The sequence below is a fragment of the Nocardia caishijiensis NBRC 108228 genome, from assembly GCF_001612825.1.
Classification (GTDB): Bacteria; Actinomycetota; Actinomycetes; order Mycobacteriales; family Mycobacteriaceae; genus Nocardia; species Nocardia caishijiensis.
On sequence record NZ_BDBE01000033.1, the window covers coordinates 105588 to 132438 of the forward strand.

Consider the following 26851-nt stretch of genomic DNA (forward strand, 5'->3'; position numbering starts at 1 on the left):
TAGAACCCGATTGGTTGACATGGAAACCAAATAGGTTCCCTTCCAGGAGGCGCTTCCCATGCCCGCGATCACTGTCGACGACCTCATGGTGCTACCCCGGCTCCCCCGCCCGGACGTCACCGAAACCCAGCGACCGGTACGTCAGATCGTCACCGCCCAGCGCCGGCGCGAGGGCGCGGGCTTCGAGGTGACGCGCCCCTTCCCGAGCGTCGACCTGCGTGCGGCCGACCCGTTCATCCTGCTCGACCAGATGGGCCCCGTCGCCTACGAGCCGTACGAGGCCAAGGGCGCGCCGTGGCACCCGCATCGCGGCTTCGAGACCGTCACCTACATGCTCGACGGCATCATGGTCCACCACGACTCCCAGGGTGGCGGCGGCGTGATCGGCGAGGGCGACACCCAGTGGATGACAGCGGGCTCGGGCATGCTGCACGACGAACTGCCCGAGGAGAAACTCGTCATCTCGGGCGGCCGGTTCCACGGCATCCAACTGTGGGTGAACCTGCCCCGCGCCCAGAAGTTCGCGGCCCCGCGCTACCAGGACCTGCGCGGCAGCGAACTCACCCTGGTGAGCTCGCACGACGGCGGCGCCCTGGTGCGGCTCATCGCGGGCGAGGTCGGCGGCTTCGCCGGACCGGGCTCCACCTACACCCCGATCGCCTACGCGCACGCCTCGATCAGCCCCGGCGCGCAGCTGGAAACCCCGTGGCCGCAGGAATTCACGGCCATGGCGTACGTGCTGTCGGGCCGTGGCACGGCGGGCACCGACCGCAGGCCGATCCACACCGGCCAACTCGTGATGTTCGGCCACGGTGAGGCCATCACGCTCACGGCCGACACCGACCAGGATTTCGGCGACCTCGAAGTACTGCTGCTCGGTGGAAAACCGTTGCGCGAGCCCGTGATCCAGTACGGACCGTTCGTGATGAACACCCGCGCCGAGATCATCGAGGCCATCGAGGACTTCCAGGCCGGACGGATGGGTACCGTGCCCGCCGAACACCTCACCGGACGCAGGCTCGGCGAGTAACGCGGGAGGCACGCGCGGTGCGGTTGACAAGCGGGGGCCCCGTCATGAAGGTTGACTTGGCCGCCCGACGCGTGTGTCCGGGCCAACATCCGAACCGCAGCAGACATAGAGGAATTCATGAACGTTCGTCGGCTCACTGTCAGCCTCGCCGCCGTAGGCCTCGGCCTGCTCGGCGCCCCCGCCGCTCAGGCCAACCCGTTGGTGACGGGTTCCGCGGGCACCGGCTCGTCCAGCTTCGACTCCCTGCTCGGCGCCACCGGCTCGGCCAACCTGGTCCAGTCCGGTTCGGCGGGCGGCGCGTTCCGCAGCTGCGAGGAGGCGATGGCCGCCGGTCGCGCCCCGCTCTTCCGCGGCGAGGCGGGCTACTCCCCCCACCTCGACCCCGACGGTGACGGCCTCGCTTGCCCCACGCAGTAGTTTTGGAGCGCTGGCGCGCTCGAGTTGGCGGCCCTGAGGTCCCGTCGATCAGGCACCGTTGCTTGCTCCTTCGTCGCCTACGCAACGGCGCCTGATCGACGGGACGGCCGCCAACCGCCGCTTCGCGGCGGACCCTCCTCGAGGTCGGGTCGGGGTGGGTGCGTTGAATACAGAACACCCGATGTGGCTGGTGCCGCATCGGGTGTTTCTGTGTTCCGGGCCGTTTGTCAGCGGCGGAAGAGTTTGACCAGGACCAGGCCCGCCACGAGGGCACCCGCGCCGATCAGCGTGTATTTGACCTTGGGCTCGTTGAACTTGGCGACCACGATCGCCTTGGTGTCGTCGGCGATCCGCTGCGGATCGGCGCGCACCGCCAGTTCGTCGAGTGTGGTCGCCAACCGGGCGCGCGCGATCTCGATCTCGCGTTCGATCCGGTCGGTGTCGTCCTTGGCCACCGTCACCTCCAGGTATGTGTCTGTGCTCGCCCGAGTCTATCCATGCCGTCGGCGGACCCGGTCGGTTACCGTGCGGAGGTGACCGACAACCATCGCCTCTCCCCTGGAGACACCGCACCCGATTTCACGCTGCCCGACGCCGACGGCAAGGACGTGTCGCTGTCGGACTACCGAGGCCGCAAGGTGATCGTCTACTTCTACCCGGCCGCCTCGACCCCCGGCTGCACCAAGCAGGCCTGCGATTTCCGCGACAACCTCGCCGAACTGAACGAGGCGGGGATCGCAGTCCTCGGCATCTCCCCGGACAAACCCGCCAAGTTGGCCAAGTTCCGCGACGCCGAGGGCCTCACCTTCCCGCTGCTGTCCGATCCGGACCGCGCCGTGCTACAGCAGTGGGGTGCGTTCGGCGAGAAGAAGATGTACGGCAAGACCGTCACCGGCGTCATCCGTTCGACCTTCCTCGTCGATGCCGACGGCACGATCGAGGTGGCCCAGTACAACGTGCGCGCCACCGGCCACGTGGCGAAACTGCGCCGCGACCTGTCGGTGTAGTCAGTCGGCGAAGGTGCGGATGAACACCTCGTAACCGTCGAGCATCCGCGCCAAACCGAATTCGAAATCAGCTCGGGCCCAGTCGAAGTCGACGCCCTCGTCGCCGTCGAAGGCCGCGCCCGACATGGCCGTCGTCACCGCCGGGAACCGCGCGGGGTCGAGCACCCGCGCCATCACCGGGGCGAAATCGGCGCCCTGTTCGGTCTGCAGATCGCGCAGCATCCGGCGTTTGCCGATGACGTAGACCGACAGGTTCATCACCAATTGCAGCTTCACCGGCTCCGGCACACCGGTTCCGGCGAGCGTGCCGAGCGCCACCTCGAGCCAGGCCATGTTGTTCGGGCCCATCGGCGGCCGTGCGAGGGGGATGTCGATCCACCACGGATGCCTGCCGACCCGGTCGAACTCGGCGACGGCCCACTGTTCCAGGCCCGCGCGCCAGGGGGTCGTGGCGGGGATGTCGGGCGGTGAGCCAACCACACGGTCGGTCAGCAGGTCGAGCAGGGTGTCCTTGCTGTCGACGTAGCGGTACAGCGACATGGCGGTGAAGCCGAGTTGCTTGGCCACCCTGCTCATCGACAGCGCGGCGAGACCCTCGGTGTCGGCCACGTCGACGGCCGCGTCGACGATCTGCTCGATGGTGAGCGTCCGTTTCGGGCCGCGACCGGCGGGCGGGGCCAGTCCCCACATCAGTTCCACCGCCCTGGGCAACGCCGCTTCGCCGGTCGTCATCGACTCCTCGCCTCCTTCGCTCGTCACGACTGTAGCCCGCCACCCCCTTGCGCCCGAGAACTGTTTACCTTATAAACAATATAGACCATAAACAGTTTTGCCCGAGCGGAGAGAACCCCATGGCACCCGAACCACCCGCACTGTCGGTGCGGCAGCTCCACAAGTCATTCGGCGCACACGTCGTCCTCGACGACCTCGACCTCGAGGTCCGGGCGGGCACCGTCTTCGCCCTGCTCGGCCCCAACGGCGCGGGTAAGACGACGCTGGTCCGCATCCTCGCCACCCTGACCCGACCGGACCGGGGCGAATTGCGTGTCCTCGGCCACGACCCGGTCACCGAGGCCGACGACGTGCGCGCGCTGATCGGCGTCACCGGCCAGTTCGCGGCCGTCGACGGAGTTCTCACCGGCCGGGAGAACCTGCGCCTCACCGGCAAACTGCTGCACCTGGACAAGTCCGACATCGCCCACCGCAGTGCGGCGTTGCTCGACCGGTTCGATCTCGTCGACGCCGCCGTCAAACCGGCCGACACCTATTCCGGCGGCATGCGCCGCCGACTCGACCTGGCGATGAGCCTGATGGGCCGCCCACGCCTGGTCTTCCTCGACGAGCCGACCACCGGCCTCGACCCACGCAGCCGACGCGACCTGTGGACCGCCATCCGCGAACTGGCCGCCGACGGAACCACCGTCTTCCTCACCACCCAGTACCTGGAGGAGGCCGATCAGCTCGCCGACCGCATCGCCGTGCTCGACGGTGGCCGCATCGTCGCCGACGGCACCCCCGACGAGCTCAAGCGGCTGGTTCCCGGCGGCCACCTGCGGTTCCGTTTCGCCGACCACGCGCTGCTCACAGCGGCCGCGCGGGCGGTGCCGGGCGCACAGGTCGACCCCGAACAGCTGAGCATGCAGGTGTCCTCGACCGGCAGCGCCGTCGAGATCAAACAGCTGCTCGACCGGTTCGCCGCACTCGACATCGCCATCGAGCAACTCACCGTGCACACCCCCGACCTCGACGACGTGTTCTTCGCGCTGACCGGCCGGACGGCGGTGGCGGCATGAGCGCACTGACCGCCGCGCGGGATTCGGTCACCATGCTCGACCGCAATATCCGCCACACCCTGCGCAGCCCCGACACCATGATCATGACGATCGCCCTGCCGGTCATGATCCTGCTGATGTTCGTCTACGTCTTCGGTGGCGCGATGCGCGTGGACGGCGCCTACATCGACTACGTGGTGCCCGGGATCATCCTGCTGTGCGCGGGTTTCGGTGCCTCGACCACGGCGGTGGCGCTGTCGACGGATCTGGCCGAGGGCATCGTCGACCGGTTCCGGGCCATGGCGATCACCCGCTCGGCGGTCCTCACGGGTCATGTCGTGGAGAGCGTGCTGCGCAACCTGGTGACCTCGGCCATCGTGATCGGCGTGGCCGTGGTGCTCGGTTTCCGGCCGACCACCGATCCGGTGCGCTGGCTCGGTGTCGCGGGTCTGCTCGCGATGTTCGTGTTCGCGCTGTCGTGGTTGTCGGCGGGGCTCGGGCTGCTGGCCAGGAACCCGGAGGCGGCCAATGGGTTCACGTTCTTCTTCATGTTCCTGCCGTACGTGAGCAGCGCGTTCGTACCCACCTCGACCATGCCGACCTGGTTGCACACCTTCGCCGAGAACCAGCCGGTGACGCCGGTGATCGAGACGATGCGCGGGCTGCTGATGGGTACGCCCATCGGGGACAGCGGCGTGCTCGCGGTGCTGTGGTGCGCGGGAATCGCGGCGCCCGGATACCTCGCCGCGCGGTGGATGTACCAGCGCCGCACCGGTTCCTGACCCGGAACGGGCCGCGCGATCAGCTCGCGCGGCCCGTGTACGGATCAGTCGGCCGACTGGGACATCCCGCCCTGCGGCGGCGTCATCGCCTGCGCGGGATGCATGCTCGGCGGGATGCCGGTGCCGGGGACGGTCTGCGCGGCGGCCGGGATCTCGGGCGCCACCGCCTGCACCGGTTCCAGCGGGAGCGGCTCGTCCTCGGCCGCGTCGCCGTAGAGCTGGGTCGGGTAGTCCAGCGGGAACTCGCCCGGGTTCACCAGTTGCGGGTTCGGCGACACCTTCTCGTACGGCCAGATGTCGGTGGGCGGTGTCGGGTCGACCGCGAGCCCGCTGCCCGAGCCGATCCCACCGGCCGAACCGGTGTCGGCGGTGTCGTGCGCCCGCGGCGCCGGAGCCGGATGGGCCGGTGCGAGACCGGGTTCGGACGACACCGCGGTGTTGTCGACCTCGGGCGTGCCACCGTCCATCAGCGCGTAGGAACCGCCGACCACGAGCCCACCCGCCAGCACACTCGCCGCCGCGGCGGCCACCGCGGTACCCCGACGAGTCCGGGCGGGCGCGGTGATCGGCACCACCTTCGTGTCACCGAGCGCGACCAACGCGGCACCGGCGGCGGGCGCGTAGGCGGCCGACCGGCACGGCAGCACCGGGACCCCGAAGCCCGCGGCGGCCTCGCGCACGGCGGGCGCGTCGGCCGACGAGCCGAGGAGCACCACGGCACCCGGCCGCACCGACGCCGCGTCGAGCTGGTCGCCCGCGGCCGCCACCCCGGCGCGCAACGCCTCCGGCGTGGACGGGCCGGTGTGCGAGCAGGCCGCGAGCACGCGGTGCCTGCCCGGATCGAGCAGCGTCATCGCCTGGTGGCCCGGCACCGCCTCGTAGACGAGCAGGGTGTCGAATTCGTCGAGCCAGGTCATGACGCCACCGGCGAACAGGTGCGCCGACTTGGCCGACACCAGCGACGCCGAACTCCACGGCGTGGTCGCCAGATGGGTGACGATCGCGCGGCGATCGGCGGCGTCACGGTATCCGACTGCCGCACCGGCGATCTCGTGGTCGTCGCCGAGTTCGGCCGCGAGCGCGTCGAGCGCGACGCGCACCGCCTCGGCCATCTCGGGTCTGCTGTCACCGGCGGTTCGGACGGTGCGCCGCAGCACCATCCGGTCGGTGAGGGTACTGCCCGTCTCGGCGAGCGCGACCGCGTGCACGGCTCCACGCTCGGTACTCACGCCGAGGGTTACCACTGATACTGCTGCCACCAGTCTTGCCTTCCCCTGTAGCGAAACGATGCCCCTGTGCGACACGGTGCGGGACGAACCGCGAATTGGAGTGCGGATGCACGCACGCTCATCTGATGATTCGTCACCGGTCAACGGCCGGATGGGTGGGAATCACACCGGTTCCTGACACGCTTCGGGTATGCGGATGTCGTATAGGTCGCGCTAGCGCTAGCCTGGGTGGGTGGAAGTACATGCGCAGGCCCGGTCCAAGCAGCACCGCCCGGACCCCGCGCTGGAATTGCAGGACGACCCACAGGAATTGATGCCGCGCAAGCGGCCGACCCAGGAACGCAGCAAGCGCAAGTTCGACGCCCTGTTGCAGGCCTCACGGGAACTGCTGGTCGAGGTGGGTTTCGAGTCGTTCACCTGTGAAGAGGTCGCCCAGCGCGCCGAGGTGCCGATCGGCACGCTCTACCAGTTCTTCGCCAACAAATACGTGATCGTGTGTGAGCTGAACCGGCAAGACCTGGTCGCGGTTTCGCGCGAGCTCGCCGACTTCCACGGTGAGGTGCCGTCGCTGGACTGGTTGCGCCACATGAACCAGTTCGTCGACCACCTGGCCAATCTGTGGACCACCGACCCGTCACGGCGCGAGGTCTGGCTGGCGATGCAGTCGACGCCGTCCACCCGGGCCACCGGTGCGCTGCACGAGAAGGAATTCGCCGAGGTGGTGTCGCAGATGCTGCGGCCCCTCACCCCGCGCACTCCCCGCGCCCGGCGCACCATGATGGCCGAGGTGCTGGTGCACGTCGTCTATTCGATGCTCAACTTCTCGGTGCAGGACGAGCAGTCCAACGCCGACGCCGTCGCCGAACTCAAGCGGCTGATGGTGGCGTACCTGCTGGTCGCCGAGAAAGAATCGCGGCACGTGAAAGGGCCCGGGTCGGAGGAATAAGCCCGACCCGGGCCCGGAGCTGCTGCGGCGCTAGGAGTTTCCTACCCGCCCCTCGATGAGGTCGGCGAGTTCGCCCGGATCCTCCAGGACGACCATGGCCGCCGCGGTGTCGCCGTCGTGGGTGAGCGACAGGTGCACGCGGACGCGCGGCAGGAACTCCGCGGCCAGGCCGTGCAGTTTGATGCTCGGCCTGCCCCACGCGTCGTTGACCACTTCGATCAGCGGATACGGGTTGTCCCCGATCTGCGGGCTGCGCGCGAAGCGCGACGACGCCCAGGCTTTGAGCACCGCCTCCTTCGCGGCCCAGCGGGCGGCGAAGCTGCGGGCCGGGTCGGTCTGTTTGCTCTGGCAGTAGCGACGTTCACCGGCGGTGAACGTCTCCCTGAGCATGGCCGACCCGGGCCGCTGCAACTGTTCGGCGAACTCGGAAATGGTCACCAAGTCCAAGCCGATACCGAGAATCGTCACGAAGCGGGAGCCTACGACGCTTCGCCGCGCTGCGGAGCGGAACCGAGCAGCCCGGTCTCGCAACCGATTCCGTTGGCCCGGTACAGCCCCTCGCCGAGGCGGGCCGTCGGCGAGAGCAACATGTCGGCCTCGAGCTGGCGGACCTGCTTCGCCGGGGTGCCGTCGGCGCCGAGGCGACGATCGGCGGGCTTCTCGTACAGTGCCGCGCCGCCGCACATGGCCTCGGCGAAGCGCTGCCTGCCCGCCAGCTGACGCGTCTGCGCCCGCTCTTGGTACTCCGCGCGCGCACCCGGCTCGATCGCGGCGAGGAACGCCTGCGGATGCACCACCGCCAGCAGACCCGACACGTGACCGAAGCCGAGCGAGGTCACCAGACCGGCCTTGAGCGCGAACTTCTCGCCGAAGCGCAGCGGTTCGCGGGCCCACACCAGGTGCGGGTAGGCCCGCATCTTCTCGTCGACGCAGTCCAGGCTCCGGTTCGGCGGCACCACACCGTTCTCCAGCACCTGGCACAGGCCGATGAGCTGGAAGGCCGCCGCGCCACCCTTGGCGTGGCCGGTGAGGCTCTTCTGCGACACCACGAACAGCGGGGCGCCGTCGGTACGGCCCAGCGCGCCCGCGAGCCGCTCGTGCAGCTCGGACTCGTTGGGATCGTTGGCGGCGGTGGAGGTGTCGTGCTTGGAGATCACCGCGATGTCGTCCGGGGTGACGCCGAGCTTGCGCAGCTCGGCGGCCAGCCGCGACCCGCTGCCGCCACGCCCCGCACCCAGCGCACCGAGACCCGGTGCCGGGATGGAGGTGTGCACGCCGTCGGCGAAGGACTGCGCGAAGGCCAGCACGCCGAGCACCGGCAGACCCATCTCCACGGCCACGTCACCTCGGGCCAGCAGCACGGTGCCGCCACCCTGCGATTCCACGAACCCGCCGCGACGGCGGTCGTTGGCGCGGGAGAAGTACCGGTCGCTGATGCCCTTGGCGCGCATGGCCGCCGAGTCGGCGGTGGCCGACATGTCACCGAAGCCGACGATGCCCTCGATCCCGAGATCGTCGTAACCACCGGCGACCACGACCTCGGCCTTGCCGAGCCGGATCTTGTCGACGCCTTCCTCCACCGACACCGCTGCCGTGGCGCACGCCGCGACCGGATGCACCATGGCGCCGTAACTGCCGACGTAGGACTGCACCACGTGCGCCAGCGCGACGTTGGGCAGCGCCTCCTGCAGGATGTCGTTCGGGCGCGGCTCGCCGAGCAGGTTGTCGACGTAGAGCGAGCGCATCGAGGACATGCCGCCCATGCCGGTGCCCTGGGTGTTGGCAACCAGACTCGGGTGCACCCAGCTCATCAGCTCGTCGGGGCTGAAGCCCGCGCTCACGAACGCGTCGACGGTGCAGACGATGTTCCACAGCGCGACACGGTCGATCGAGGCCGCCATGTCGGCGGAGATGCCCCAGATGGTCGGATCCCATCCGGTGGGGATCTGCCCGCCCACCACGCGCGAGAGCTTGGCCTTGCGCGGAACGCGGATCTCGGTGCCCGCCTTGCGGGTCACGGTCCAGTCGCCGGAGTCCGCGACCGGGGTGATGACCGTGTGCTCGGGGTCGGCGGTGTGGAAGGCCCGCGCCTCGGCCTCGTTCGCGACCGTGAAGGTGAGGTCCTGGTCGAGGAACACCGAGGTGAGCAGCGGGGCGGCGTTGTCGAGCATGGCGCCGTCGTCTTCGTAGCGGCGCACACCGCAGCGTTCGACGACGGTGTCGTGGTAGCGCTCGGCGACGTCCTCCTCGGGCACGAAATCACCGGATTCGGTGTCGTACCAGCCCGGCTTGGGGTCGTTCTCCCAGCGGATCAGACCGGTGGTCCAGGCCAGCTCGAGCACACCGGCGGCCGAGAGCTCGTCCTCGACCTCCATCTCGAAGCGGGTGCGCGATGAGCCGTAGGGGCCGAGTTCACCGGCGCCGACGATGACGACCATCTCGCTGAGATCGGCGGTCACCTCGCCCCATTCCGGCACCGGCAGCGCCGAGCTCATGGTCGGCGGTGCGGGCAGTGCGGCGATGGTTGCGGCGGTGGCCGCTTCCTCCTCGGCCGCGGCCGCCGCTTCCTGCGCCTGCTTGGCCAGCGCGGGCAGGTCGAGCTTGGCGCGGGCCAGGCCGCCGGTGAGGTCGATCTGCTGCGGACCGGTGACCGTCACCTGACGGGCCCGCGAGGTGCACCACTTCAGCAGTTCGTCGGCCATCTCGGTGGTCGACCAGGTGTGCACGCCCGCCGCCTCGACGGCCTCGACCATGGGGTCGTTGTGGCCCATCAGCCCGGTGCCGCGCACCCAGCCGATCAGCGCGTGTACCAGGGTGACCCGCGCGGCCCACGACTTCTCGGCCTTCCACCGGCTGACGACCGCGTCGAGCGCGGCCTTCGACTCGCCGTAGGCGCCGTCGCCACCGAAGAGGCCACGATTGGGCGAACCCGGAAGCACCACATGCAGTTTCGCGTCGACGTCGTGGTCGGCGCCGAGGGCGGACAGGCCGCCGATCAGCCGCTCCACCGACCACAGCAGGACGCGCATCTCCATCTCGGCGCGCGCACCGGCGTCGGCCAGGTCACCCGCGACGCGCGGCGCCGCGAACGGCAGCAGCAGCGTCGGGGTCATGGCGTCCTTGATCTTGGTCTTGGCGCCACCGGCCGTGTCGACCTGTTCGGTGCCGACCCAGTCGATCAGGGCGTCGAGATCCTGGTAGGAGGCCATGTTCGCGGGCACCACCCACAGCGCCGCGCCGTGGCGGGCGTTGTCGCGGTAGAGCGAACGGTAGAACCGCAGCCGTTCGTCGTTCAGCCGCGAGGTGGTCACCACCACGGTGGCACCACCGGCGAGCAGCTTGCCGGTGACGGCGGCGGCGATGGATCCCTTGCTCGCGCCGGTGATCACGGCGACGTCGTCGGACCACAGGCCCGGCTCGGTGGTGTCGAGCGCGGCCTGCGCGATCTGCCCGTACACCCCGGCCAGGACCGACCGTGCCTCGCCCATCGCCCGCTGACGCCACCACTTCGCCTGTGCCGCGACGGCTTCCCCGGCGCCGACGTATCCGTCGATCGGGAGTTCGGCGGTGTCGGCGTCGTTGCCGAGCCACAGCTTGGCGAGGTCTTCGCGGGCGGTTGCCCAGCGGTCGTCGATGAGCACTGCCTTGCGGGCGTCGAACGCCGGGGCGACCAGACGCGGCCAGTCCGAACCCAATTCGGCCGACACGAGATCGACCAGGGTGTCGGGTGTCGCTTCCGGTGCGCTCACCTGCTCGCTGAGGCCGAGCTGCTCGAGCACCACCCGGGCCGCGGTGGCGAGCACGCCGTCACGACCGGTGATCTGCTCGGTGAACTCACCGAGCGCCGCCGCGTCGACGGTGCCGCCCGACGCGCCTCCGGCCGAGGGCAGCGAGACCGCGACCCCGCGCCGGGCGGCGACCGCCTGCACGGCGGCGTCGATCGCGGCGTCGACGGAGGCAGCGTCGGTGAGCGCGCCACCGGTGAGCCCACCGAGGTCCCCGCCACGCACGCTGGCGCCTTCGCGGGTGCCGAGCGACACCTCGGCGGTGACGTGGCTGGCCCAGCCGTCGCCGAGCTCCCAGACCTTCTTCACCCGGTCGGCGATGGCGGCGGGCCGCTTGCCCGAGGGTCCGAAGACCTTGCGCAGGTGGTCGCCGATGGCGTCGGTGAGCACGGTGCCGAAGGGCTTGTAGGTGCGGGCCAGGCGTTCGACGGTGGCCGCGAGGGCACCCATGTCGGCGTCGGCGGCACCGTCGATGGCACCGAGGGACAGCTCGGCGCCGAGGTCGACGAGCAGCTGGTTGCGGCGCGAGGACACACCGTCGCAGAGGCCCTCGATGGTGTCGACCGGGCCGATCTGGTCCAGGCGCAGCTTGGTCCACAGCGCGATGAGCACGCGGGTGGCGTCGGCGGCGGTGAAGGCGATGTCGTCGGGGCGCGGTCCGCCGGTCGCCACCGGTGCGGCGGCCACGGGAGCGGCTGCGGCAGCAGGGGTTTCGGCGGCCGGGGTCTCCTCGATGTCGTCCTCGACCGGCGCGGGATCGGTGTCGGTGGAGTAGACGACCGCGGCATCGCGCTCGACATTGACCACCTCGACCGTCGCCCCACCGAACGCGGGCAGTTTCAGCGTCTGGCTGGCCAGGTTCGCCACGGTCGGCGTGGCCCCGAGACCGATCTCGACGAAACGCTCCACGCCGAGCCCGCCGTGGGCGGTGTCGGTGAACAGCAGGTCCTGGGTCTCGATCCAGCGGACCGGGCTGGCGAACTGCCAGGCCAGCAGCTCGATCAGCACCACGCGGCACAGTTCGGCGTCGCGCTCGGCCCAGCTGTCGAAGTCGGCGAGCACCGCTTGCAGCGGCTCCGACGGCACGAGTTCGGCGATCTCGGTGAGGAATTCGCGTTCCAACGAGAACGGGCGCGGCACCAGGTTCGGGATGTAGCGCCCGACGAGCACCTCCGGGTGCACCTCGGTGGGCAGCAGCTGTTCGAGCTTGTGCCGGAACTCCGGCACGCCGTCGCGCAGCACCGAGGAGTGGAACGGCACGTCGATACCGGGGACCAGGATGAACGCCCGCTTGCCACCGAACTCGGCGCGGCGACGGTCGATCTCGGTCTCCAGGGCCTCCAGCCCGGCCACGGTGCCCGCGATGGCGTACTGCGAGCCGCGCAGGTTGAGGTTGACGACCTCGAGGAACTCGCCGGTCGCTTCGCCGATACCGGTGACGAAGTCGATCACCTCGTCGTCGGGCAGGCCGATCTGCGACGGGCGGATGGCGGCCATCCGGTAGTCGCTGCGGCCCAGCGCGTCGCGCGGGACCAGTTCGTGCATGGCCGAACCGCGCTGGAACACCACCTCGAGCACGGCTTCCAGCGGCAGCACACCGGCCACGGCGGCCAGCGCGTTGTACTCACCGACCGAGTGCCCGGCCAGCATGGCGCCTTCGACGAAGGCACCGGCCTCGCGCAGCTCGGCGACCTGGGCGACGCCGAGAGTGGCCATGGCGACCTGGGTGAACTGGGTCAGGTGCAGCACACCGTCGGGGTGGCGGTGTTCGACACCGCGCGCCTTGAGGTAGGTGGGGTTGTCGCGCACCACCGCCAGGATCGAGAAACCGAGGGCCTCGCGGGTGTGCGCGTCGGCACGCTCCCACACCCGTTTGGCCGCCTTCGAGCGGGTCAGTGCGTCCAGGCCCATCCCCTTGCGCTGGATGCCCTGTCCGGGGAAGGCGTACACGGTCTTCGGGGCGGCGGTGCGCCCGGTCGCGGTCATGACCAGGTCACCCTCGACGCGGCAGGAGACCTCGACGATCTCGGCGCCCGCGTCCACCGCGATCCGCTCCACCCGCACGTCGACGGTCGCGCCGGGGCGGACCATGCCGAGGAACCGGGTGGTCCAGGCCGTGAGAGTGCGTGCGGGAACGGAGCTTTCGGGATCCACCGCGACCACCGCGTGCTGGGCGGCGGCGGACAGCCACATGCCGTGCACGATCGGGCTGCCGAGACCGGCCAGCTTGGCGGCGGCCTCGCTGGTGTGGATCGGGTTGTGGTCGCCGGAGACGGCGGCGAAGGCGTGCATGGCGCGGGGCGCGGCCATGCGCACATCGCGACGGCGGCGACGCGGGGTGTCGGTGGCCGCCTCGGCGACGGCCCCGGCGGCGCGCGGCGGGTCGGTGAGCTCACCGGCGCCGTTGCGACCCCGGATGGCGAAGCGCTCGACCAGCCGGGCGAGCGGGGTGGCGTCGAGCCCCTGGTCGAGGATGACCCCGATATTGACGGCCACCTCGACCACCCGGCCCATATCGGTGTCGACCACCGCGCCACCGTCGGCGCGGACCACGAGAATCGCGGTCTCCGAGGGAAGTTCGGCGAGCAGTTCGATCTGGTGATCCAAGTGGACCAGGTCGAGCATGCCCTCGATCACGGAACCACCGGCGGGCGTGCGGGCCGCGCCGAGCACCGCGAAGACGGCGGGCCAGCAGGCACCGACGAGCACGTCGGGCGCGGTCCGGCCGAGGGTGCTGAGCGCCTCGGGCAGACCCGAACCGGTGACGCCCGCGTGGTCGGCGATCAGATCGGGCCGCCAGGCCAGGTTCAGGTGGGCCACACCGGACTTCACCTCCGGCAGCGACGCCCCGGCGGCCACGCCGAGCAGCGCGGACATGGCGGCTTCGGCGTCGGCTTCGGTGATGACCGGTGCCCCACCGGAATACACGCTCACCGGGACGGTGATCCGGATCCGCACCGCGTCCTTGCCCAACAGCGGAACAGCGAGTTCGACATAGCTGAATTCGGCCTCGGGGCCGGTGGTTTCGGTCAGCATGGCACCGGTGCCCGGGTGCACAGCACTGCCCTGCTCGACCACCCACTCCGACACCGCGCCGAGGCGATGCACCGGGTTCACGGTGGTGCGCCCGGCCCACTGCACATCGGGGGCGGCCAGCACCGTGTCGATCGGACCCGCGACCACATCGGCCACCCGGCGCGCGTCCACCGCCGCCGGGGTGACACCCGAGCGGACCAGGCTGAACGCGGTATCCTGCTCGAAGCGGTCGAGCAGTTCGCCTACCGGCTCGTCGACGCGGGTGATGCCCGCCACCGCGACGGTGCCGGGGATCACGCACACCTGGTCGGCCGAGTAGCGCGGATCATGGGCCTGCCACAGCGAATCCGAGCGCCACCAGCGGCGCACGTCGGCGTCGATGACGGGCACGAAGTTCACCGGCTTGCCCGGCGTCTTGCACAGCGACACGAAGAACGGCACGTCGGCCGGGTGCAGCACGGTCTCGGCGACAGCCGGGTACTGCTTCTTCAGCGCGCACAGCGCCTGCACGGGGTGCTCGAAGTCGGCGTCGTCGGCGAAGAGGGTTTCGATCTCGCCGCGGTCGGCCGGGTGCAGCCGGGCCTCGGTGCGCCGCATCATCTCCGCGAACCGGTCGCGCCAGCTGATGTCGAGCCAGTCCGAGCGGGTGGCGTCGCGAATGGCGTCACCGATGTCGCTGCCGCAATCGAAGGAGATCGGGACATCACTGGAAACAGCCAGGGAGACATAGCGTTCCAGCCACTGCTGGTAGGTCATGGTCGCCACGTCGCCGAAGTACGGCTTGGCGGTGGCGTCGAGCGCGGCGATGATCTCGTCGCGGCGCGCGGCCACGGCGTCGGCGTCACCGGCGACCTCGTCGAGCAGGCGACCGGTGCGCGAGGCGGCGTTGTCGATCTCGTGGATGTCGGCGCCGAGCTGGCTGCGACCCGAGGCCATGCCGCCGCTCGCGGTGCCCGCACCCACCCAGTCGGGGGTGCCGGGGGTGTCGACAAGGAGCTGCTTGACCTCGGGGGCCGTGGTCGCCTCGAGGGTCGCCATGGCCGCGGTGCCGATCAGCACGCCGTCGAGGGGCATCACCGGGTAGCCGTGGTTCGTCGCCCAGGTGCCGGTGAGGTAGTCGGTGGCGCGCTCGGGCGTGCCGATGCCGCCGCCGACGCAGACCACCACATTGGTGCGGGCGCGCAGTTCGGCGTAGGTGGCCAGCAGCAGGTCGTCCAGGTCTTCCCAGGAGTGGTGCCCGCCCGCTTTGCCACCTTCGATGTGCGTGATCACCGGGTAGTCCGGCACCTCGTCGGCGATCCGCAGCACGGCCCGGATCTGCGCGACGGTGCCCGGCTTGAAGGCGACGTGGCTGATACCGACCTCGGTGAGCTCGGCGATCAGCGCGACGGCTTCGTCGAGTTCCGGGATACCCGCGGTGACGATCACACCGTCCAGCGGCGCACCGGCCGCACGTGCCTTCTGCACGAGCCGCTTGCCACCGAGCTGCAGCTTCCACAGGTACGGGTCGAGGAACAGCGAGTTGAACTGCACCGCGCGGCCCGGCTGCAGCAGCTGACGCAGCTCGGTCATCCGGTCGGCGAAGATCTGTTCGGTGACCTGTCCACCACCGGCCAGCTCGGCCCAGTGCCCGGCATTGGCCGCCGCGGCGACGATCTTCGCGTCGACCGTGGTCGGCGTCATCCCGGCCAGCAGGATCGGCGAGCGCCCGGTGAGGCGGGTGAAGGCGGTCTCCACGACGATGCGACCGTTGGGCAGGCGCACCGGCTTCGGCGCGAACGCCGACCACGGCACCGACGGTTCCGGCGCCGCACCCGGGGTGAGCAGGCTGCGCTGACCCGCGCGCGTGGCCGCCGCGACGACACCGACACCCGTGCCCTTGAGCGAACCACCGGTCAGACGCGAGAGCAGGTCGCCGGGGCCGAGGTCGAGGATCCACTGCGCGCCCGCGTCGACGGCGGAGTCGACGATGGCGACCCAGTCGATGGGGTCGACGAGCACCTGCTGTGCCAGCGTGGCCGCCAGATCGGCGTCGAGCTCGCACTGCCTGGCCCAACCCGCCACCACGTCGACGGTCTCGGCCAGGGCCGGATGATGGAAGGCGACGTCGACGGTCACGTCCTCGAAGACGGGCGAGAACACCGCGCCACCACGGGTTTTCGCCTCACGCTCACGATTCTGTTCCTCGTGCAGCCGCGCGCAGCGCGTCCGCACCCGATCGATCTGCGCGGGCGCGCCCGACAGCACGACCCGCCTGCGGCCGTTGCGGATCGACACCACCGCGGCCTGCGCCGGGTCGACCCCTTCGCTCACCTCGGCGACGATCGCGCGCAACTGCTCCGGATCGACATTCGACACCGCGACCATCGGCGAGCGCTCCCCCACCGGCATCAGCCCGCGCCTGCGCGCGATCAGACCGGCGGCGGCCCCGACGAGCTGGGCAATCGCCAGCAGCTCCGCGTCGCGCGCGCCCCCGGCCCGCACAGCCTCCGCGGCGAACAGCCCCTGCGAGTGTCCGATGACCGCCACCGGCGCCTGCTCGGCCGGGTCGAGACCCTGCAGTCGCAGCGCGCGGATCGCCGCGAGCTGGGTGAGCAGCACGCCTGGCATCGATACCGGCGCCGACCGCAGGATCGCGTCGGCCGGTGCCGACGACGGCTCCTCCGGTTCGTCGAGTTCGCTCTCGAGCACCCACCCCATGGGGTCGAATCCACCCGGACGGACCATCAGCAACTGGGTGGCAACCGGATCGATCAGCGCTGCGGCTTCGTGCACCAGCGCCGTCAACTCCGACTCGAGCGCGCTGTCGCGCCCGATCTCCTCGAGCTCGCGCAGCCACTGCGCACCCTGCCCGCCGAACGCCAACGCATACCCCGAACCGCTGCGCAACTGCTCGAGCAGCGACACCCGGACACCCGTCGCCCGGCCACGACCTTCGGCTTTCGCGGTCGACCCCGTGCCCATCTCGGTGCTCTCGTTGATCGTCAAGTCGCTCGACTTCCTTCTCCTGGCGCTCCGCCCACCGACGGCACGCACACGTATCCGGCAGCCCCTCGGGCCTGTTTGAGAGCCACGATCGCACAAAATCATGAGGAAAGCCTCACGTTTCTCGCCCCCACGACAGCTACCACCCAGTATTTATGCACGCATGTACCACATTATTCTGAAACATGACCCCGCCTCATGTTTGAACCCGCAGGTGAGGCCCCAGTGTCCGTTTGCAAAACATGAGTGCCCCTCATATTGACTTTATCGAATCGTTATAACCCCAGGTCGTGTTACCCACCAGTACGCCACGCCGCCCCAACGCTTGGGACAGCCCGATTCGCCCGGTAGAGTTTGGACGGTCGTACACATCCAGCGCGAGTGGCGAAATTGGCAGACGCGCCAGATTTAGGTTCTGGTGTCCACGGACGTAGGGGTTCAAGTCCCCTCTCGCGCACAGATTTGTGGCACGCGTGCCACCAGAGGCCTTCGCGCGCTCGGCCGCGCCACCCGACGTCGACCGAGGCGTGTCCGGGCCCAATCCTCCACATACAGCGAGACCCCGGCCCAACTGAGCCTTCTCACGTCGCCGCTACGACCAATAACCGGGGCCCCTAGGCGTTGACTTGCAGGCGGCCGTGACGCACACTTCATAGCAGCTGCCTGACCGGGCCGCCGAGGCGCGGAAGGTGATACGGATGTTGCACATCAAACTGACCGAAGCCGTACCCGCAGAGGACCCGACTGATCCTCTCGAGCGCGACTTCTACGGCTGGGACCCCAACCGATCGTTGGAAGAGAACTGGCGATCCAACCGCGGCTACTACGCGTTGGGCACGCGAGCCGATCGCGAACAGTACGTTCTCTTCTCGTACAACAAGACCGGCCGCATCGTGATGGCCGCTCGGATCGACGGGATCGTCGATGCGGTCGGTCGACCGGGGCGGCGGATCATCGCAGGCGAACTGCTCGACACGGACCACCCCGTCTGGCAGGCCTACGTCGGCGACCTCGCTCCCGCGAAATCACGGAGTGCACGTAATCCGATCACCTACGACGACGATACGACTCCGGGATTCGGCAGGCCGTGCCGCTGCGGGTGCGGCACGGAGATTTTCGGCGCCGTCTTCGTCTCCGGTCACGACCAAGCCGCGCTTCATCAGCGGGTCGCGATGATCGGCACGATCCCCGAGTTCTTGGACTGGTTCGACGCCGTGATGGCCGGGAACACCGAGTCCGACCGAACGCAGACGACAGTGCTCCGCACCGATGGGCAACTCGTCCTCTCGGTGCGAACGGACGGAGGAGTCGACCTCACCTTCGCTCCGAGCACACCTGCCGAGGCGAAGGAGAGGGGGCGATTGTGATTGTCGAACAATCGATGTGCTCTGCACACCGTCAACCGCACAACCCCGCGCGTACTGGCGCAATGCAGTCAGCTGCCGCGTGAAATGCACCCAGCCCGTCGACAACGCGAAGACCCCCTACCGACGGGGGCAAGGGGTCTTCGGGGCCTAGTAACGACAGATCCTGTCTGCCGCTGTACAGGAACCAGGGTAGCACCGATCAGCCGAATTGGAGTCCCAGCGCCATGCCCCATCGGATCGTTCCCCATCTGAGTCCTGCCCGGCTGTCGCTGTACCGTTCCGAATGTGGGAGCGCCAGCGATCACCGGGCTGGTGCTCTATACGTATGGCAGGTGGAGTTGCATGCGGCATGGTACGAGGTGCTGGGCCTGGTAGAGATGCTGCTACGTCAATCGGTGGACAACGCCCTCGCCGACTGGAACCATCGTGCGCTACTGCCAGGTGGAGGAACCCGGGATTGGCTGACCACAGCGGCCAGGCCTCTCGACTCGCTCGCCGCGAAGATGTCCCGAGACGCTCAGGTGGCAGCGCAGAAGGCCGCCGACAAAAGGCCGCGCAATCACCCTCGCTTCAACGCTCCGGTCATCCACGATGATCTGGTAGCCCAGCTGACCTTCGGAAATCTCGCCCATCTCCTTCCTACCAAAGCCGCCCCGACCAACAGGAGCACACGAGCCACCGGCCGGTCCGCTCGCGAGAATCTGTGGCTGCACGGACTCATCAATACCTTCCCCAACCGCGCCCAAGTCTGGCCAGTCGGGGCGCGCGGTGACACTGCAGGCCGCAAGGTATGCCTCGGCTACCACGTCGGAAACACGATCGGTCGCCTCAGAGATTTGCGCAACCGCGTGAGCCACCACGAACAAACGCTCGCAGCCAATCATGCCGCCCGCCACGAAGACGCACTGCTGCTTGCACGCGCTATAGACCCACGCGCTGCTGCGGCCATCAGCGAACTCAGCACTGTCCCACGTGTTCTCGCCCGGCGGCCGCGGTTCTGAACGATTAGGTACACCGTCGCAGAGCGAAACTCCCGGCGAGACCGCGTATTACCGCAGCAGCACCGGGAGCTCGAACCTAGTCGACTATCTGCCAGAACTCCCGCTCAGGGCAGAACCTGCGGAACCGCTTCGGGATTCACGTGGCCGACCACGCCACCGATGATGGCGCCGACGGCCGCATGGGGAAGTACACCGATGAGCAGACAGATCGGATAACCCACGCCCAACACGATCGCGGACGGGATGCAGTTGACCAGAGTGGCCAGCGCACCGATCCCGGCACCCGCGAGTGCACCGTTGATCACGGGGTCGGAATTCTCGGCCTTCGGGTTGGTCGCGATCTCCTGCAACGGAGTCTCGATCACGTCCGGAACCACCGGTGCGGTTGCCTCCGGAACCACGGGGGCGGCGACCTCCGTGACAGCGTCTTCGCTCGAGAACTCGACCTCCGGCGAAATGACCGCTTCCACGGCCGCTTCCGCCGGAACGGCTGAGCCGAACGAGATCTCGGCGACGGCGTTCGCGAGATTTTCCGCCTGGACGGCCAGCACGGCAGTCGGCTGCGCCTGCTGATCAGCGAGGGCATCCGCGGACGCCGCACCACTACCAGCGAAGGTGACCGCCACGATCACCGGCAGTGCACCGAGGAGAATGCTGCGAGTTGAGCGCGAGAACATTGACTACTCCCTCTGGAAACTTATGCCCCCCGAACCGGACCAATCGAATGTCGACCGAGCTATTAGTAATAGCCGAAAAGCATCAAAGCAACCTTTGTGATCTATTTCACATTACTGCCTGTTGACCAATCCATTCTTCGGTTCGGATTCGCGATCGATATACGAATCTCTCTCGCGTACAGATAGGTGGCGTGCAGGGCGTATTCGGAATTCCGCGTTTTTGCCCGGCTCAGGGTCGGGGTGCGTGGCGCGTCCGGAGTGCTGTTGAGCCTCAGGCCCGTTGGGAACGATCGCCCGGGTTCCGCGCCGGGTATATGCGCCGCCCTCCACCACCCGGGAAGAGCACTAGGGAATACCCGCCCCGCTCACGGGCGGCGCGGTTGTTGCGCTCGCACAATCGGAGCTGCCCGTCGACATATCGGGCGAACGTGGCCGCGATCCGAGTCTCCTCATGGGGTTTCCCGTCCGTCCATCGCAGAACGGGCCCGTCGAATCCGCCGACCGCGCGCACATAATCGAACGTATAGCCCTGATGGGTGAGAACGACGGCGGCGTCAGACGGCAATGCCCACCTACCGCCCACGTCGTCGACGATCTCCCGCGCGTCGTCCCGCAATTGATCGAAGCTGCGAATACCGCCAGTCTCGCTCCCTCGAAAGAGGTCACCACACGCCTCACCCATTTGCAGAAGGTACTGCCGAAACACAGCGGGAAACCGCCCGCCGATCCGTGACTCGACGGCCTCGAGCTCGGCGTCGGTACAACCTTCGAAAGTGACGAGCCGCGCCCGATGCCGATCGATCAACTCTTGCGGCGTGTCGACAAACACGTACTCAGGTCGTTCCGCGAGCGCGATGAGCCGCGACTTCCATTCCTCGACAACGGTTTCCGCGTCTATCGCTCCCGACATGAGCCACATCATCGCACGGCCGACAGCGTGCGATCGTCGCCGAAGTTCGGACCGCACCCACGTCGGCGCGGGTCAACTCAGCAGTGCGCGCAGATAGCGGCGGCGGTAGTGACGCTGGGCGACGAGCAAGATCGGAAAGAGTCTCCGCCAGTATCCGGCCGGTGCGGGTTTGGTGAGCGACCGTAGGGTGAATTCCACGATCCCGTCAGGTCGTCGATGCACGACGAATGCCTCCTCTCCGCACACCGGATGCCCAGGCAGAGTGCCGTAGGCGAACCCACACCTGTCCTCGTTATCGACCACCGCCACCACCCGCACGGGTTCGTGCACCGACAGCGGCCCCCACCCGACACTCACCCGATACTCCGCACCGACCACCACACGCGAATCCGGTACCACCCGAAAACCACTGCGCTGCTTGACTCCCCAACACAACACCGCCTGCCGCGCTTCTTCCCACACCCGCTCGCCCCGCCCGATCACCACCGACGTCTCGAACCGCCGGAACCCACCGAATTCGTCGGCCCAGCCGCTCTCGGCGGGACAGGTCGCACCCGCGGGCGCATAGGTCAGAGCCTGCATGCCCACGACGATAGAGCGCGACCGAGTTCTTCGGCCAGGAAGGGAAGCTTGGCAGGGAACTCAGCATTCGGACGGACTAACCTCATCCGCATGGGTAGGGGAAATCGAACGTATCGGGTCGTGGACGGGCAGCGGGTCGAGGGCACGTGGCGGCCGATCTTCATCCGCAACGGGGGCAGCTATTTTCTGACCGACCTGAAGATCTACGCCGATGGTGCGATCGACTGCTGGGGCATGATCGATCTCGACGGTTTGCGGGACAAACTCGCGAGTGGTTGGGTCGCCACCACGATCGAGTCGGGTGCGCAGGCTTCGGCACACGATTTGGCCGGGTGGAAGTTTCTCGAGCCGCAGGTGTGGATCGACCCGGAGGACTTCGTGGTTCAGGTCGCCGACGCGATCGACCGGCTCAACGGACGACCCGATTCGACCGGCCGCTGTCGTCAATTGATCGCCGGTTACGTGAACAGCCGCGACGAAGCCGAGCGCCGGGCCTTGGCCGAGGCGTATCTGAAGATTCCGAGATCCGATCGGCGTTATGCGCTCGGCGACATGGACAGCAAGGATTGGCCCCTGCGGGTGATCTGCACCGCCGTGGACGAACCGATGATCGGCGGCGGCGAGTTCGTCACCGAGCAGATGCGCGATGACGCGTTCGCATATTTCATCGAGCGCACGCGGTCCGAGGACGAGTGGGCGCAGCGGCGGGTAACGGATGAGCCGGAGCAAGGGCGATCCGACGCGATCACCCTGCCCCAGGTCGTCTTTCCGCAAGGATGGCCCGACGAAGCGGGTGTTCTGGTGTTGCGCAACGAGTTTCCCGCGCCGGTCACTTACGACGACCACCGCTATCGCACCGTCGTGCACGCCTATTGGGCGCTCTCCACCCGAGAACCGGACATCGCCGAACAGATCCGGCAGGCCGAACGCCCCTACGACGCCCGAAAGATCGCCATGACGGGCACTCGGCGCCCTGACTGGTCGGTCATACGCTCAGCAGTCATGGCCGCCCTGCTTCGCGCCAAATTCACTCAACATCCCGAGCTGGCCGAACGGCTCGTCGCTACCGGCGACAGTCCCATCTACTATCAGGAATTGAACTCCCCGTATTGGGGCACGGGCAGCGAGGACGGCGCCAACTGGCTCGGCCGACTCCTGGAACTGATTCGAGCCGAGTCGGTGTGCGCCCGTATCGGACTCGCCGAGTTGTCCTGAGTTCACGGTCTACAACCGACTGGGTACGTTCAACAATGGCCGAGACGATCGACGCGGGCTCGAAGACTCTCTGAGTAAGGCGTCGCCAGCCGCTCCGCACTGAGCCACGTTTTCCGGCCACGATGCACGGCGTCTTCGGCGAACCGGCTCAGACCGCGATCCGCAACTCACATCGGGGCTGTCGCCATGACCGGCGCCTTCCCTGTCAGCACAGCTGTCAGTCGGGCGTCAGGTCCGTGTCAGCGAGGCCGGACAAAGTGTGTTCATCGAACAAAGCGGGACCGACCGAAGTGGTTGGGTCCCAGGAGATTACGAGGAGCACATCATGAACACCACCATCACCCTGACCGACCAGGACAAGGCCACCCTGCGCACCGCCGCTTACGGAGCCGTCTCGCTGATCGCCGCCGCCGGTGCGCCGCACAAGGCTGTCTCGCACGGTTCCGTCGCGCTCACCTCCGCGACGGGGCTGGTCGGACATGTTCTCTCGACGAAGTCTCGTGACATCCGCCTGCCGGGTAAGACGGTCGCCGAACTCGCCGACACCGTGTTGCCGAGCCTGACCGCGGCCATGGCCGTGCTCGCCGCCTACCCCGGCGAGGCAGCCAACTTCCGCGATACCGTGCTCGTCGCGATCGATGCGGCGACGCGGCCCGCCAAGGGGGCGGCGCGCCCGGCCGTCACCGCGATGGCCGCGAAGATCACGGGTGCGCTCGACGCGTGAACCCTGGCGGAGCACCACCCTGCGGCGCCCTGATCTCACAATCGGGGCGCCGCTGCGCGTTGCTACGAACCGGACGACAGACCCGACGGTCGATCGTGGTCGATCTGCGCGCCGAGGAACGTCGCCGTCATCGCGAAGCTCTGCACGACTTCCGGTTTCGGCGGGCCGGGGTAGGTGTAGCCGTAGGTGCCGTCGGACTGTAATTCCCAGCGGGGCGGTTTCGGTGTGCCCAGCTTGGTGACGGGCGGGCACCAGGCGGGAAGATCCGCGGAGCCACGCGGCGGAACCCAGACGCTGCGCGGGACGCTCGCACCCTCGGTGCACAGGACGAGGGCGTCGACGCGGTAGGGGTCGTCGGTGTTGTTGGTGCAGGAGAAGCGGTGGCAGTCGACACCGGGCACCACCTGCTGCGCCGACGCGGGCGGGGCCACCGCGACCAGGGCGGCGAATGCTCCACCGAGGGCCGCGACCGTAAACCGTTGCTTCATGACAACTCCTCCACTTTCCATGCCTCGCACGCCGTCTCGAGCGCGCACGACACACCATAGTTACGAAACTAGAAGTTTCGCAATGTGTCGACCGCAACGATCCGTTCCGCGGTAGGGGCATGGTCGGGGTCGGCGAGCCACTGGCTTGCCACACCGACGAGCAGCGCGAAGTAGTGCGACCCCACCGCGTCGACGGTCTCGGCATCGGCGGTGTCGGGGTCGAGCCCGCCGAAAGCGTGGGCGAGGATGCGACGGGCGGCGCGTTGCCCGGCGGCGATCATCGCCCGGATCTCCTCGTCGTGCCGGGCGGCCGACACCGACTCGAAGTTCACGTACCACAGCGCCCGGTGCTCGTTGATCGAGGCGATGATCCGCTCCCACCTCGCGGCGTTCCCGGCCGGACCGGGCGGATCCACGCCGTCGAGCGCGGCGAAGAGGACATCACCCCATTCCCGGTTGAGGTCGTGCAACGTGTCGGTGAGCAGGCGTTCCTTGGATCCGAAGTGGTAGTTGATCGACGCCTGATTGGCTCCCGACGCCTTGACCAACTCGCGCACGGTCGTGTTCGCGTACCCCAGCGAGAGCAGACAGTCACGTGCCGCCTGCCGGAGCTTGTCTCGATTGCTCATGTGGCGATACTATATATAAACGTTCGTTTACAACGACCGTTTAGAACAGACGTATACATGGAGGAATCCCATGCACGCCACTACTTCAGCCCCACCGGTGCTGTCCCTACGCGGACTGCGCCGCGAGTACCCCGGCGAGAGCGGCTCGGTCCACGCGCTGCGCGGTGTCGACCTCGACCTCGCGCCCGGGTCGTTCACGGCGATCATGGGCCCCTCGGGGTCGGGCAAAACGACCCTCCTGCACTGCGCGGCCGGGTTGCAGCCGCCGACTTCGGGCCGGATCACCTTCGGCGGCCAGGCGCTGGACGCGCTCGATCAGACCGAGTTGGCGAAGCTGCGCCGCCGCCGGATCGGGTTCGTCTTCCAGTCGTTCAACCTGCTGCCCGCCCTGTCGACGATCGACAATGTGGAGCTGCCGCTGCGTCTGGACGGGCGGCGCCCGGACCGCGACCGCACCCGCGCCCTCCTGGCTCATGTCGGCTCGGCGAACGCGCCGAGCACCGGCCCGACCAACTCTCCGGGGGTCAGCGCCAGCGCGTCGCGATCGCTCGTGCCCTGATCACCGAGCCCGAGGTGGTGTTCGCGGACGAGCCGACCGGCGCGCTCGACATCCGTAGCGCCCGAGACGTTCTCACCCTCCTGCGTCGCCTCGCCGACCAGGGACAGACCATCATCATGGTCACCCACGACCCGGTCGCCGCGTCCTACTCCGACGAGGTCCTGTTCCTCGCCGACGGCAGCCTGATCGATCGTCTCGCCCGACCCACTGCGGGCGATGTCGCGAACCGGATGGCCGTGCTGGTCGAATCCGCCGAACGCGACTCGACTGTGTGGTCGCGATGATGCGCCTGGTCGCGCGCTCGTTCGCGCACCACCGCGCCTCCGCCGTCGCGACCGGGCTCGTCGCGGCCGCCGGAACGGCGCTGGTCACCGCCATGGCAGGCCTGTTGGGCACGGGTCTTTCCGCTGTTCCGGACGACCGCGACTTTCTCGTCCAGTTCCCGCTCATCCTCGGCGGTTGGGTGCTGGCGATCGTCCTGTTCGCGATGATCTCCACGATCGCGGTCGCCCTGCACGGGCGAGCGAACGAGATCGCGGGCATCCGGCTCATCGGCGCGACGCCGCCGCAGATCCGCCGGATGATCGCCGCCGAAACCGCCATCGTGGCGAGCATCGCCGCCCTTCCCGGGCTGCTCGGCGGCCAACTGCTCGGCGTGGGCCTGCTCGCGGGCATTCGCGGCGCGGACCTGGTGGACGATGCCACGGGCTATGCACCCGGAGCGGTGTTTCCGCTGATCGCGACGGTGCTGATGCTCGGCGCCGCCGTTGCCGCCGCCTGGATCGGCAGCCGGACCATCGCCGCCAGGAGCCCGGTCGAGGACCCTGCTCCGGCACGGTCGCGGGGCGGGGCAGGGCGCCGGATCGCGGCCGGTGCGGCACTCACGGCGGGTCTCGCGTCCTCCATCGCCGTGCTCACGGTGGATGCGGACGACATCATGACCACCGCGCTGACCGGCCCCGCGTGCGTCCTCGCTGGCGTCGGCTCCGGTCTGCTCGCACCGGAGCTGATCCGCGCGGCGCAGCGCGTGCTCGCCCGGATTCCGGCGCTGCGCTCGGGTCCCGCGGGGCATCTCGTGGCACTCAATCTGGCCACCGCGCCGGAGCGGATACGTCCGGCGGTGACGTTCCTGACCCTGTTCATCGGGGTCGCGGCGGGGACCTTGTCCATGCAGAGCATCGAGAACGGTCACGGCGCCGACGGCGGCGACGGGGAACTGATGGCCACCATCAATTACCTGGTGGTGTTCCTCATCGCCGCGTTCATGGCAATCGCCCTGTCCAACAATCTGATCGCGTCCATCGCCCGCCGCCACACCGAGTTCGCCACCATGCACCTCATCGGGGCGACACCGAGCCAGTCACGACAGATGCTCATCGGTGAGGCCGCCACGGCCGTCACCATCAGCACGGTCACCGGCGCCGTCGGCGCGTTCGTCACCACCGTGCCGTTCGCGATCGTCAAAACCGGTGGCCCACTCGCCGCCTTCGCACCACTGCCCTATGCGGTCGCCGTCGTGCTCGGCGCTTGCACGACGGTGGGTGTGACCGCGGTGGCGGGTCGTCGAGCGGTCCGCGCCGCCGCGGCGTGAGACCGACCACCCGTCGAGCCGACCACCGATCGGTCGGCTCGACGGACCACCACGATGTTCGTGGAGAGATACTCCGTCGCCCGATCCCACCCGTTTGCCATTTGATTCGACATACGTCA

At 68.6% G+C, this 26851-nt stretch carries 22 protein-coding genes, 1 tRNA gene and 1 pseudogene; 14 read left to right on the forward strand and 10 right to left on the reverse strand.

Annotated features, from left to right (window positions below):
* The first annotated feature begins 58 nt into the window (after window positions 1–58).
* A complete protein-coding gene (locus NC7_RS17710; protein ID WP_067984489.1) occupies window positions 59–1030 on the forward strand; it encodes a pirin family protein in 972 nt (323 codons plus the stop codon).
* Between the two features lie 117 nt (window positions 1031–1147).
* Complete coding sequence (locus tag NC7_RS17715) at window positions 1148–1447, forward strand: excalibur calcium-binding domain-containing protein (RefSeq protein ID WP_067984491.1); 300 nt, start codon at window positions 1148–1150, stop codon at window positions 1445–1447.
* 227 nt (window positions 1448–1674) lie between these two features.
* Here the strand turns inward: NC7_RS17715 and NC7_RS17720 are convergent, their stop codons facing one another.
* Window positions 1675–1908, reverse strand: a complete 234-nt coding sequence (locus NC7_RS17720; protein WP_084458565.1) for a DUF3618 domain-containing protein — start codon at window positions 1906–1908, stop codon at window positions 1675–1677.
* 72 nt (window positions 1909–1980) lie between these two features.
* Here NC7_RS17720 and bcp point away from each other — a divergent pair, with 72 nt between their 5' ends.
* Complete coding sequence (gene bcp / locus NC7_RS17725; RefSeq protein WP_067984716.1) at window positions 1981–2454, forward strand: thioredoxin-dependent thiol peroxidase; 474 nt, start codon at window positions 1981–1983, stop codon at window positions 2452–2454.
* Here bcp and NC7_RS17730 read toward each other — a convergent pair whose 3' ends face one another.
* Window positions 2455–3186, reverse strand: a complete 732-nt coding sequence (locus tag NC7_RS17730; RefSeq protein WP_067984493.1) for a TetR/AcrR family transcriptional regulator — start codon at window positions 3184–3186, stop codon at window positions 2455–2457.
* A gap of 119 nt (window positions 3187–3305) precedes the next feature.
* Here NC7_RS17730 and NC7_RS17735 point away from each other — a divergent pair, with 119 nt between their 5' ends.
* Both NC7_RS17735 and NC7_RS17740 read left to right on the forward strand, forming a co-directional pair.
* Window positions 3306–4247, forward strand: coding sequence for an ABC transporter ATP-binding protein (locus tag NC7_RS17735; protein WP_067984496.1), 942 nt, complete (start codon window positions 3306–3308; stop codon window positions 4245–4247).
* Window positions 4244–5008: an ABC transporter permease gene (locus tag NC7_RS17740; RefSeq protein WP_067984498.1), complete on the forward strand. Its 765-nt coding sequence runs from the start codon at window positions 4244–4246 to the stop codon at window positions 5006–5008. The genes NC7_RS17735 and NC7_RS17740 overlap by 4 nt, the downstream gene beginning before the upstream one ends.
* 44 nt (window positions 5009–5052) lie before the next feature.
* Here the strand turns inward: NC7_RS17740 and NC7_RS17745 are convergent, their stop codons facing one another.
* Window positions 5053–6267 (reverse strand): hypothetical protein, encoded by a 1215-nt coding sequence (locus tag NC7_RS17745; RefSeq protein WP_157102056.1) that lies wholly within the window; start codon window positions 6265–6267, stop codon window positions 5053–5055.
* 283 nt (window positions 6268–6550) lie between these two features.
* Between NC7_RS17745 and NC7_RS17750 the strand changes: the two genes are divergently transcribed.
* Window positions 6551–7183, forward strand: a complete 633-nt coding sequence (locus NC7_RS17750; RefSeq protein ID WP_084458581.1) for a TetR/AcrR family transcriptional regulator — start codon at window positions 6551–6553, stop codon at window positions 7181–7183.
* A 30-nt stretch (window positions 7184–7213) separates the two neighbouring features.
* Here the strand turns inward: NC7_RS17750 and acpS are convergent, their stop codons facing one another.
* Together acpS and NC7_RS17760 are read right to left on the reverse strand one after the other, a co-directional pair.
* Window positions 7214–7651, reverse strand: a complete 438-nt coding sequence (gene acpS / locus NC7_RS17755) for a holo-ACP synthase AcpS (protein WP_067486057.1) — start codon at window positions 7649–7651, stop codon at window positions 7214–7216.
* An 11-nt stretch (window positions 7652–7662) separates the two neighbouring features.
* Window positions 7663–16992 (reverse strand): type I polyketide synthase, encoded by a 9330-nt coding sequence (locus NC7_RS17760; protein WP_067984504.1) that lies wholly within the window; start codon window positions 16990–16992, stop codon window positions 7663–7665.
* A 372-nt stretch (window positions 16993–17364) separates the two neighbouring features.
* Here NC7_RS17760 and NC7_RS17765 point away from each other — a divergent pair.
* The 3 genes from NC7_RS17765 to NC7_RS29195 all read left to right on the forward strand — a co-directional run bounded on the left by NC7_RS17765 (window position 17365) and on the right by NC7_RS29195 (window position 19357).
* A tRNA-Leu gene (locus NC7_RS17765) sits at window positions 17365–17446 on the forward strand.
* Window positions 17447–17687: 241 nt separating this feature from the next.
* Window positions 17688–18356 (forward strand): hypothetical protein, encoded by a 669-nt coding sequence (locus NC7_RS17770; protein ID WP_067984506.1) that lies wholly within the window; start codon window positions 17688–17690, stop codon window positions 18354–18356.
* A gap of 332 nt (window positions 18357–18688) precedes the next feature.
* Window positions 18689–19357 (forward strand): hypothetical protein, encoded by a 669-nt coding sequence (locus tag NC7_RS29195; protein WP_157102057.1) that lies wholly within the window; start codon window positions 18689–18691, stop codon window positions 19355–19357.
* Between the two features lie 104 nt (window positions 19358–19461).
* Here NC7_RS29195 and NC7_RS17780 read toward each other — a convergent pair whose 3' ends face one another.
* The 3 genes from NC7_RS17780 to NC7_RS17790 all read right to left on the reverse strand — a co-directional run bounded on the left by NC7_RS17780 (window position 19462) and on the right by NC7_RS17790 (window position 21532).
* Entirely contained in the window at window positions 19462–20034 is a 573-nt protein-coding gene (locus NC7_RS17780) for a hypothetical protein (protein WP_067984511.1), read from the reverse strand.
* Between the two features lie 271 nt (window positions 20035–20305).
* Window positions 20306–20944, reverse strand: coding sequence for an SMI1/KNR4 family protein (locus NC7_RS17785; RefSeq protein WP_159372889.1), 639 nt, complete (start codon window positions 20942–20944; stop codon window positions 20306–20308).
* Between the two features lie 72 nt (window positions 20945–21016).
* Window positions 21017–21532: a DUF1990 domain-containing protein gene (locus NC7_RS17790; protein ID WP_167352436.1), complete on the reverse strand. Its 516-nt coding sequence runs from the start codon at window positions 21530–21532 to the stop codon at window positions 21017–21019.
* Between the two features lie 84 nt (window positions 21533–21616).
* Between NC7_RS17790 and NC7_RS17795 the strand changes: the two genes are divergently transcribed.
* Window positions 21617–22741 (forward strand): NADAR family protein, encoded by a 1125-nt coding sequence (locus tag NC7_RS17795; protein WP_067984515.1) that lies wholly within the window; start codon window positions 21617–21619, stop codon window positions 22739–22741.
* 325 nt (window positions 22742–23066) lie between these two features.
* Window positions 23067–23465 (forward strand): hypothetical protein, encoded by a 399-nt coding sequence (locus tag NC7_RS17800; protein ID WP_067984517.1) that lies wholly within the window; start codon window positions 23067–23069, stop codon window positions 23463–23465.
* Between the two features lie 62 nt (window positions 23466–23527).
* Here NC7_RS17800 and NC7_RS17805 read toward each other — a convergent pair whose 3' ends face one another.
* Window positions 23528–23953: a hypothetical protein gene (locus NC7_RS17805; RefSeq protein ID WP_067984519.1), complete on the reverse strand. Its 426-nt coding sequence runs from the start codon at window positions 23951–23953 to the stop codon at window positions 23528–23530.
* A gap of 68 nt (window positions 23954–24021) precedes the next feature.
* Complete coding sequence (locus tag NC7_RS17810; RefSeq protein WP_067984521.1) at window positions 24022–24582, reverse strand: TetR/AcrR family transcriptional regulator; 561 nt, start codon at window positions 24580–24582, stop codon at window positions 24022–24024.
* 205 nt (window positions 24583–24787) lie between these two features.
* Here NC7_RS17810 and NC7_RS30215 point away from each other — a divergent pair.
* The 3 genes and pseudogenes from NC7_RS30215 to NC7_RS17820 form a co-directional block, all read left to right on the forward strand.
* Window positions 24788–25119 (forward strand): annotated as a pseudogene (locus NC7_RS30215) (ABC transporter ATP-binding protein); the annotation flags it as partial.
* A 36-nt stretch (window positions 25120–25155) separates the two neighbouring features.
* Complete coding sequence (locus NC7_RS30220; RefSeq protein ID WP_236573583.1) at window positions 25156–25425, forward strand: ATP-binding cassette domain-containing protein; 270 nt, start codon at window positions 25156–25158, stop codon at window positions 25423–25425.
* Entirely contained in the window at window positions 25422–26732 is a 1311-nt protein-coding gene (locus NC7_RS17820; RefSeq protein WP_067984720.1) for an FtsX-like permease family protein, read from the forward strand. Before NC7_RS30220 ends, NC7_RS17820 begins: the two co-directional genes overlap by 4 nt.
* Window positions 26733–26851: the final 119 nt, after the last annotated feature.

What these genes read in the sequence shown, in the direction of transcription:
- NC7_RS17785 (WP_159372889.1), bottom strand. Translation starts at nt 20,944, where the DNA reads ATGTCGGGAGCGATAGACGCGGAAACCGTTGTCGAGGAATGGAAGTCG.
- NC7_RS17795 (WP_067984515.1), top strand. Translation starts at nt 21,617, where the DNA reads ATGGGTAGGGGAAATCGAACGTATCGGGTCGTGGACGGGCAGCGGGTC.
- NC7_RS17780 (WP_067984511.1), bottom strand. Translation starts at nt 20,034, where the DNA reads ATGTTCTCGCGCTCAACTCGCAGCATTCTCCTCGGTGCACTGCCGGTG.
- NC7_RS17810 (WP_067984521.1), bottom strand. Translation starts at nt 24,582, where the DNA reads ATGAGCAATCGAGACAAGCTCCGGCAGGCGGCACGTGACTGTCTGCTC.
- NC7_RS17710 (WP_067984489.1), top strand. Translation starts at nt 59, where the DNA reads ATGCCCGCGATCACTGTCGACGACCTCATGGTGCTACCCCGGCTCCCC.
- NC7_RS17805 (WP_067984519.1), bottom strand. Translation starts at nt 23,953, where the DNA reads ATGAAGCAACGGTTTACGGTCGCGGCCCTCGGTGGAGCATTCGCCGCC.
- NC7_RS17715 (WP_067984491.1), top strand. Translation starts at nt 1,148, where the DNA reads ATGAACGTTCGTCGGCTCACTGTCAGCCTCGCCGCCGTAGGCCTCGGC.
- NC7_RS17800 (WP_067984517.1), top strand. Translation starts at nt 23,067, where the DNA reads ATGAACACCACCATCACCCTGACCGACCAGGACAAGGCCACCCTGCGC.
- NC7_RS17735 (WP_067984496.1), top strand. Translation starts at nt 3,306, where the DNA reads ATGGCACCCGAACCACCCGCACTGTCGGTGCGGCAGCTCCACAAGTCA.
- NC7_RS17750 (WP_084458581.1), top strand. Translation starts at nt 6,551, where the DNA reads ATGCCGCGCAAGCGGCCGACCCAGGAACGCAGCAAGCGCAAGTTCGAC.
- NC7_RS17770 (WP_067984506.1), top strand. Translation starts at nt 17,688, where the DNA reads ATGTTGCACATCAAACTGACCGAAGCCGTACCCGCAGAGGACCCGACT.
- NC7_RS17740 (WP_067984498.1), top strand. Translation starts at nt 4,244, where the DNA reads ATGAGCGCACTGACCGCCGCGCGGGATTCGGTCACCATGCTCGACCGC.
- NC7_RS17820 (WP_067984720.1), top strand. Translation starts at nt 25,422, where the DNA reads ATGATGCGCCTGGTCGCGCGCTCGTTCGCGCACCACCGCGCCTCCGCC.
- NC7_RS17730 (WP_067984493.1), bottom strand. Translation starts at nt 3,186, where the DNA reads ATGACGACCGGCGAAGCGGCGTTGCCCAGGGCGGTGGAACTGATGTGG.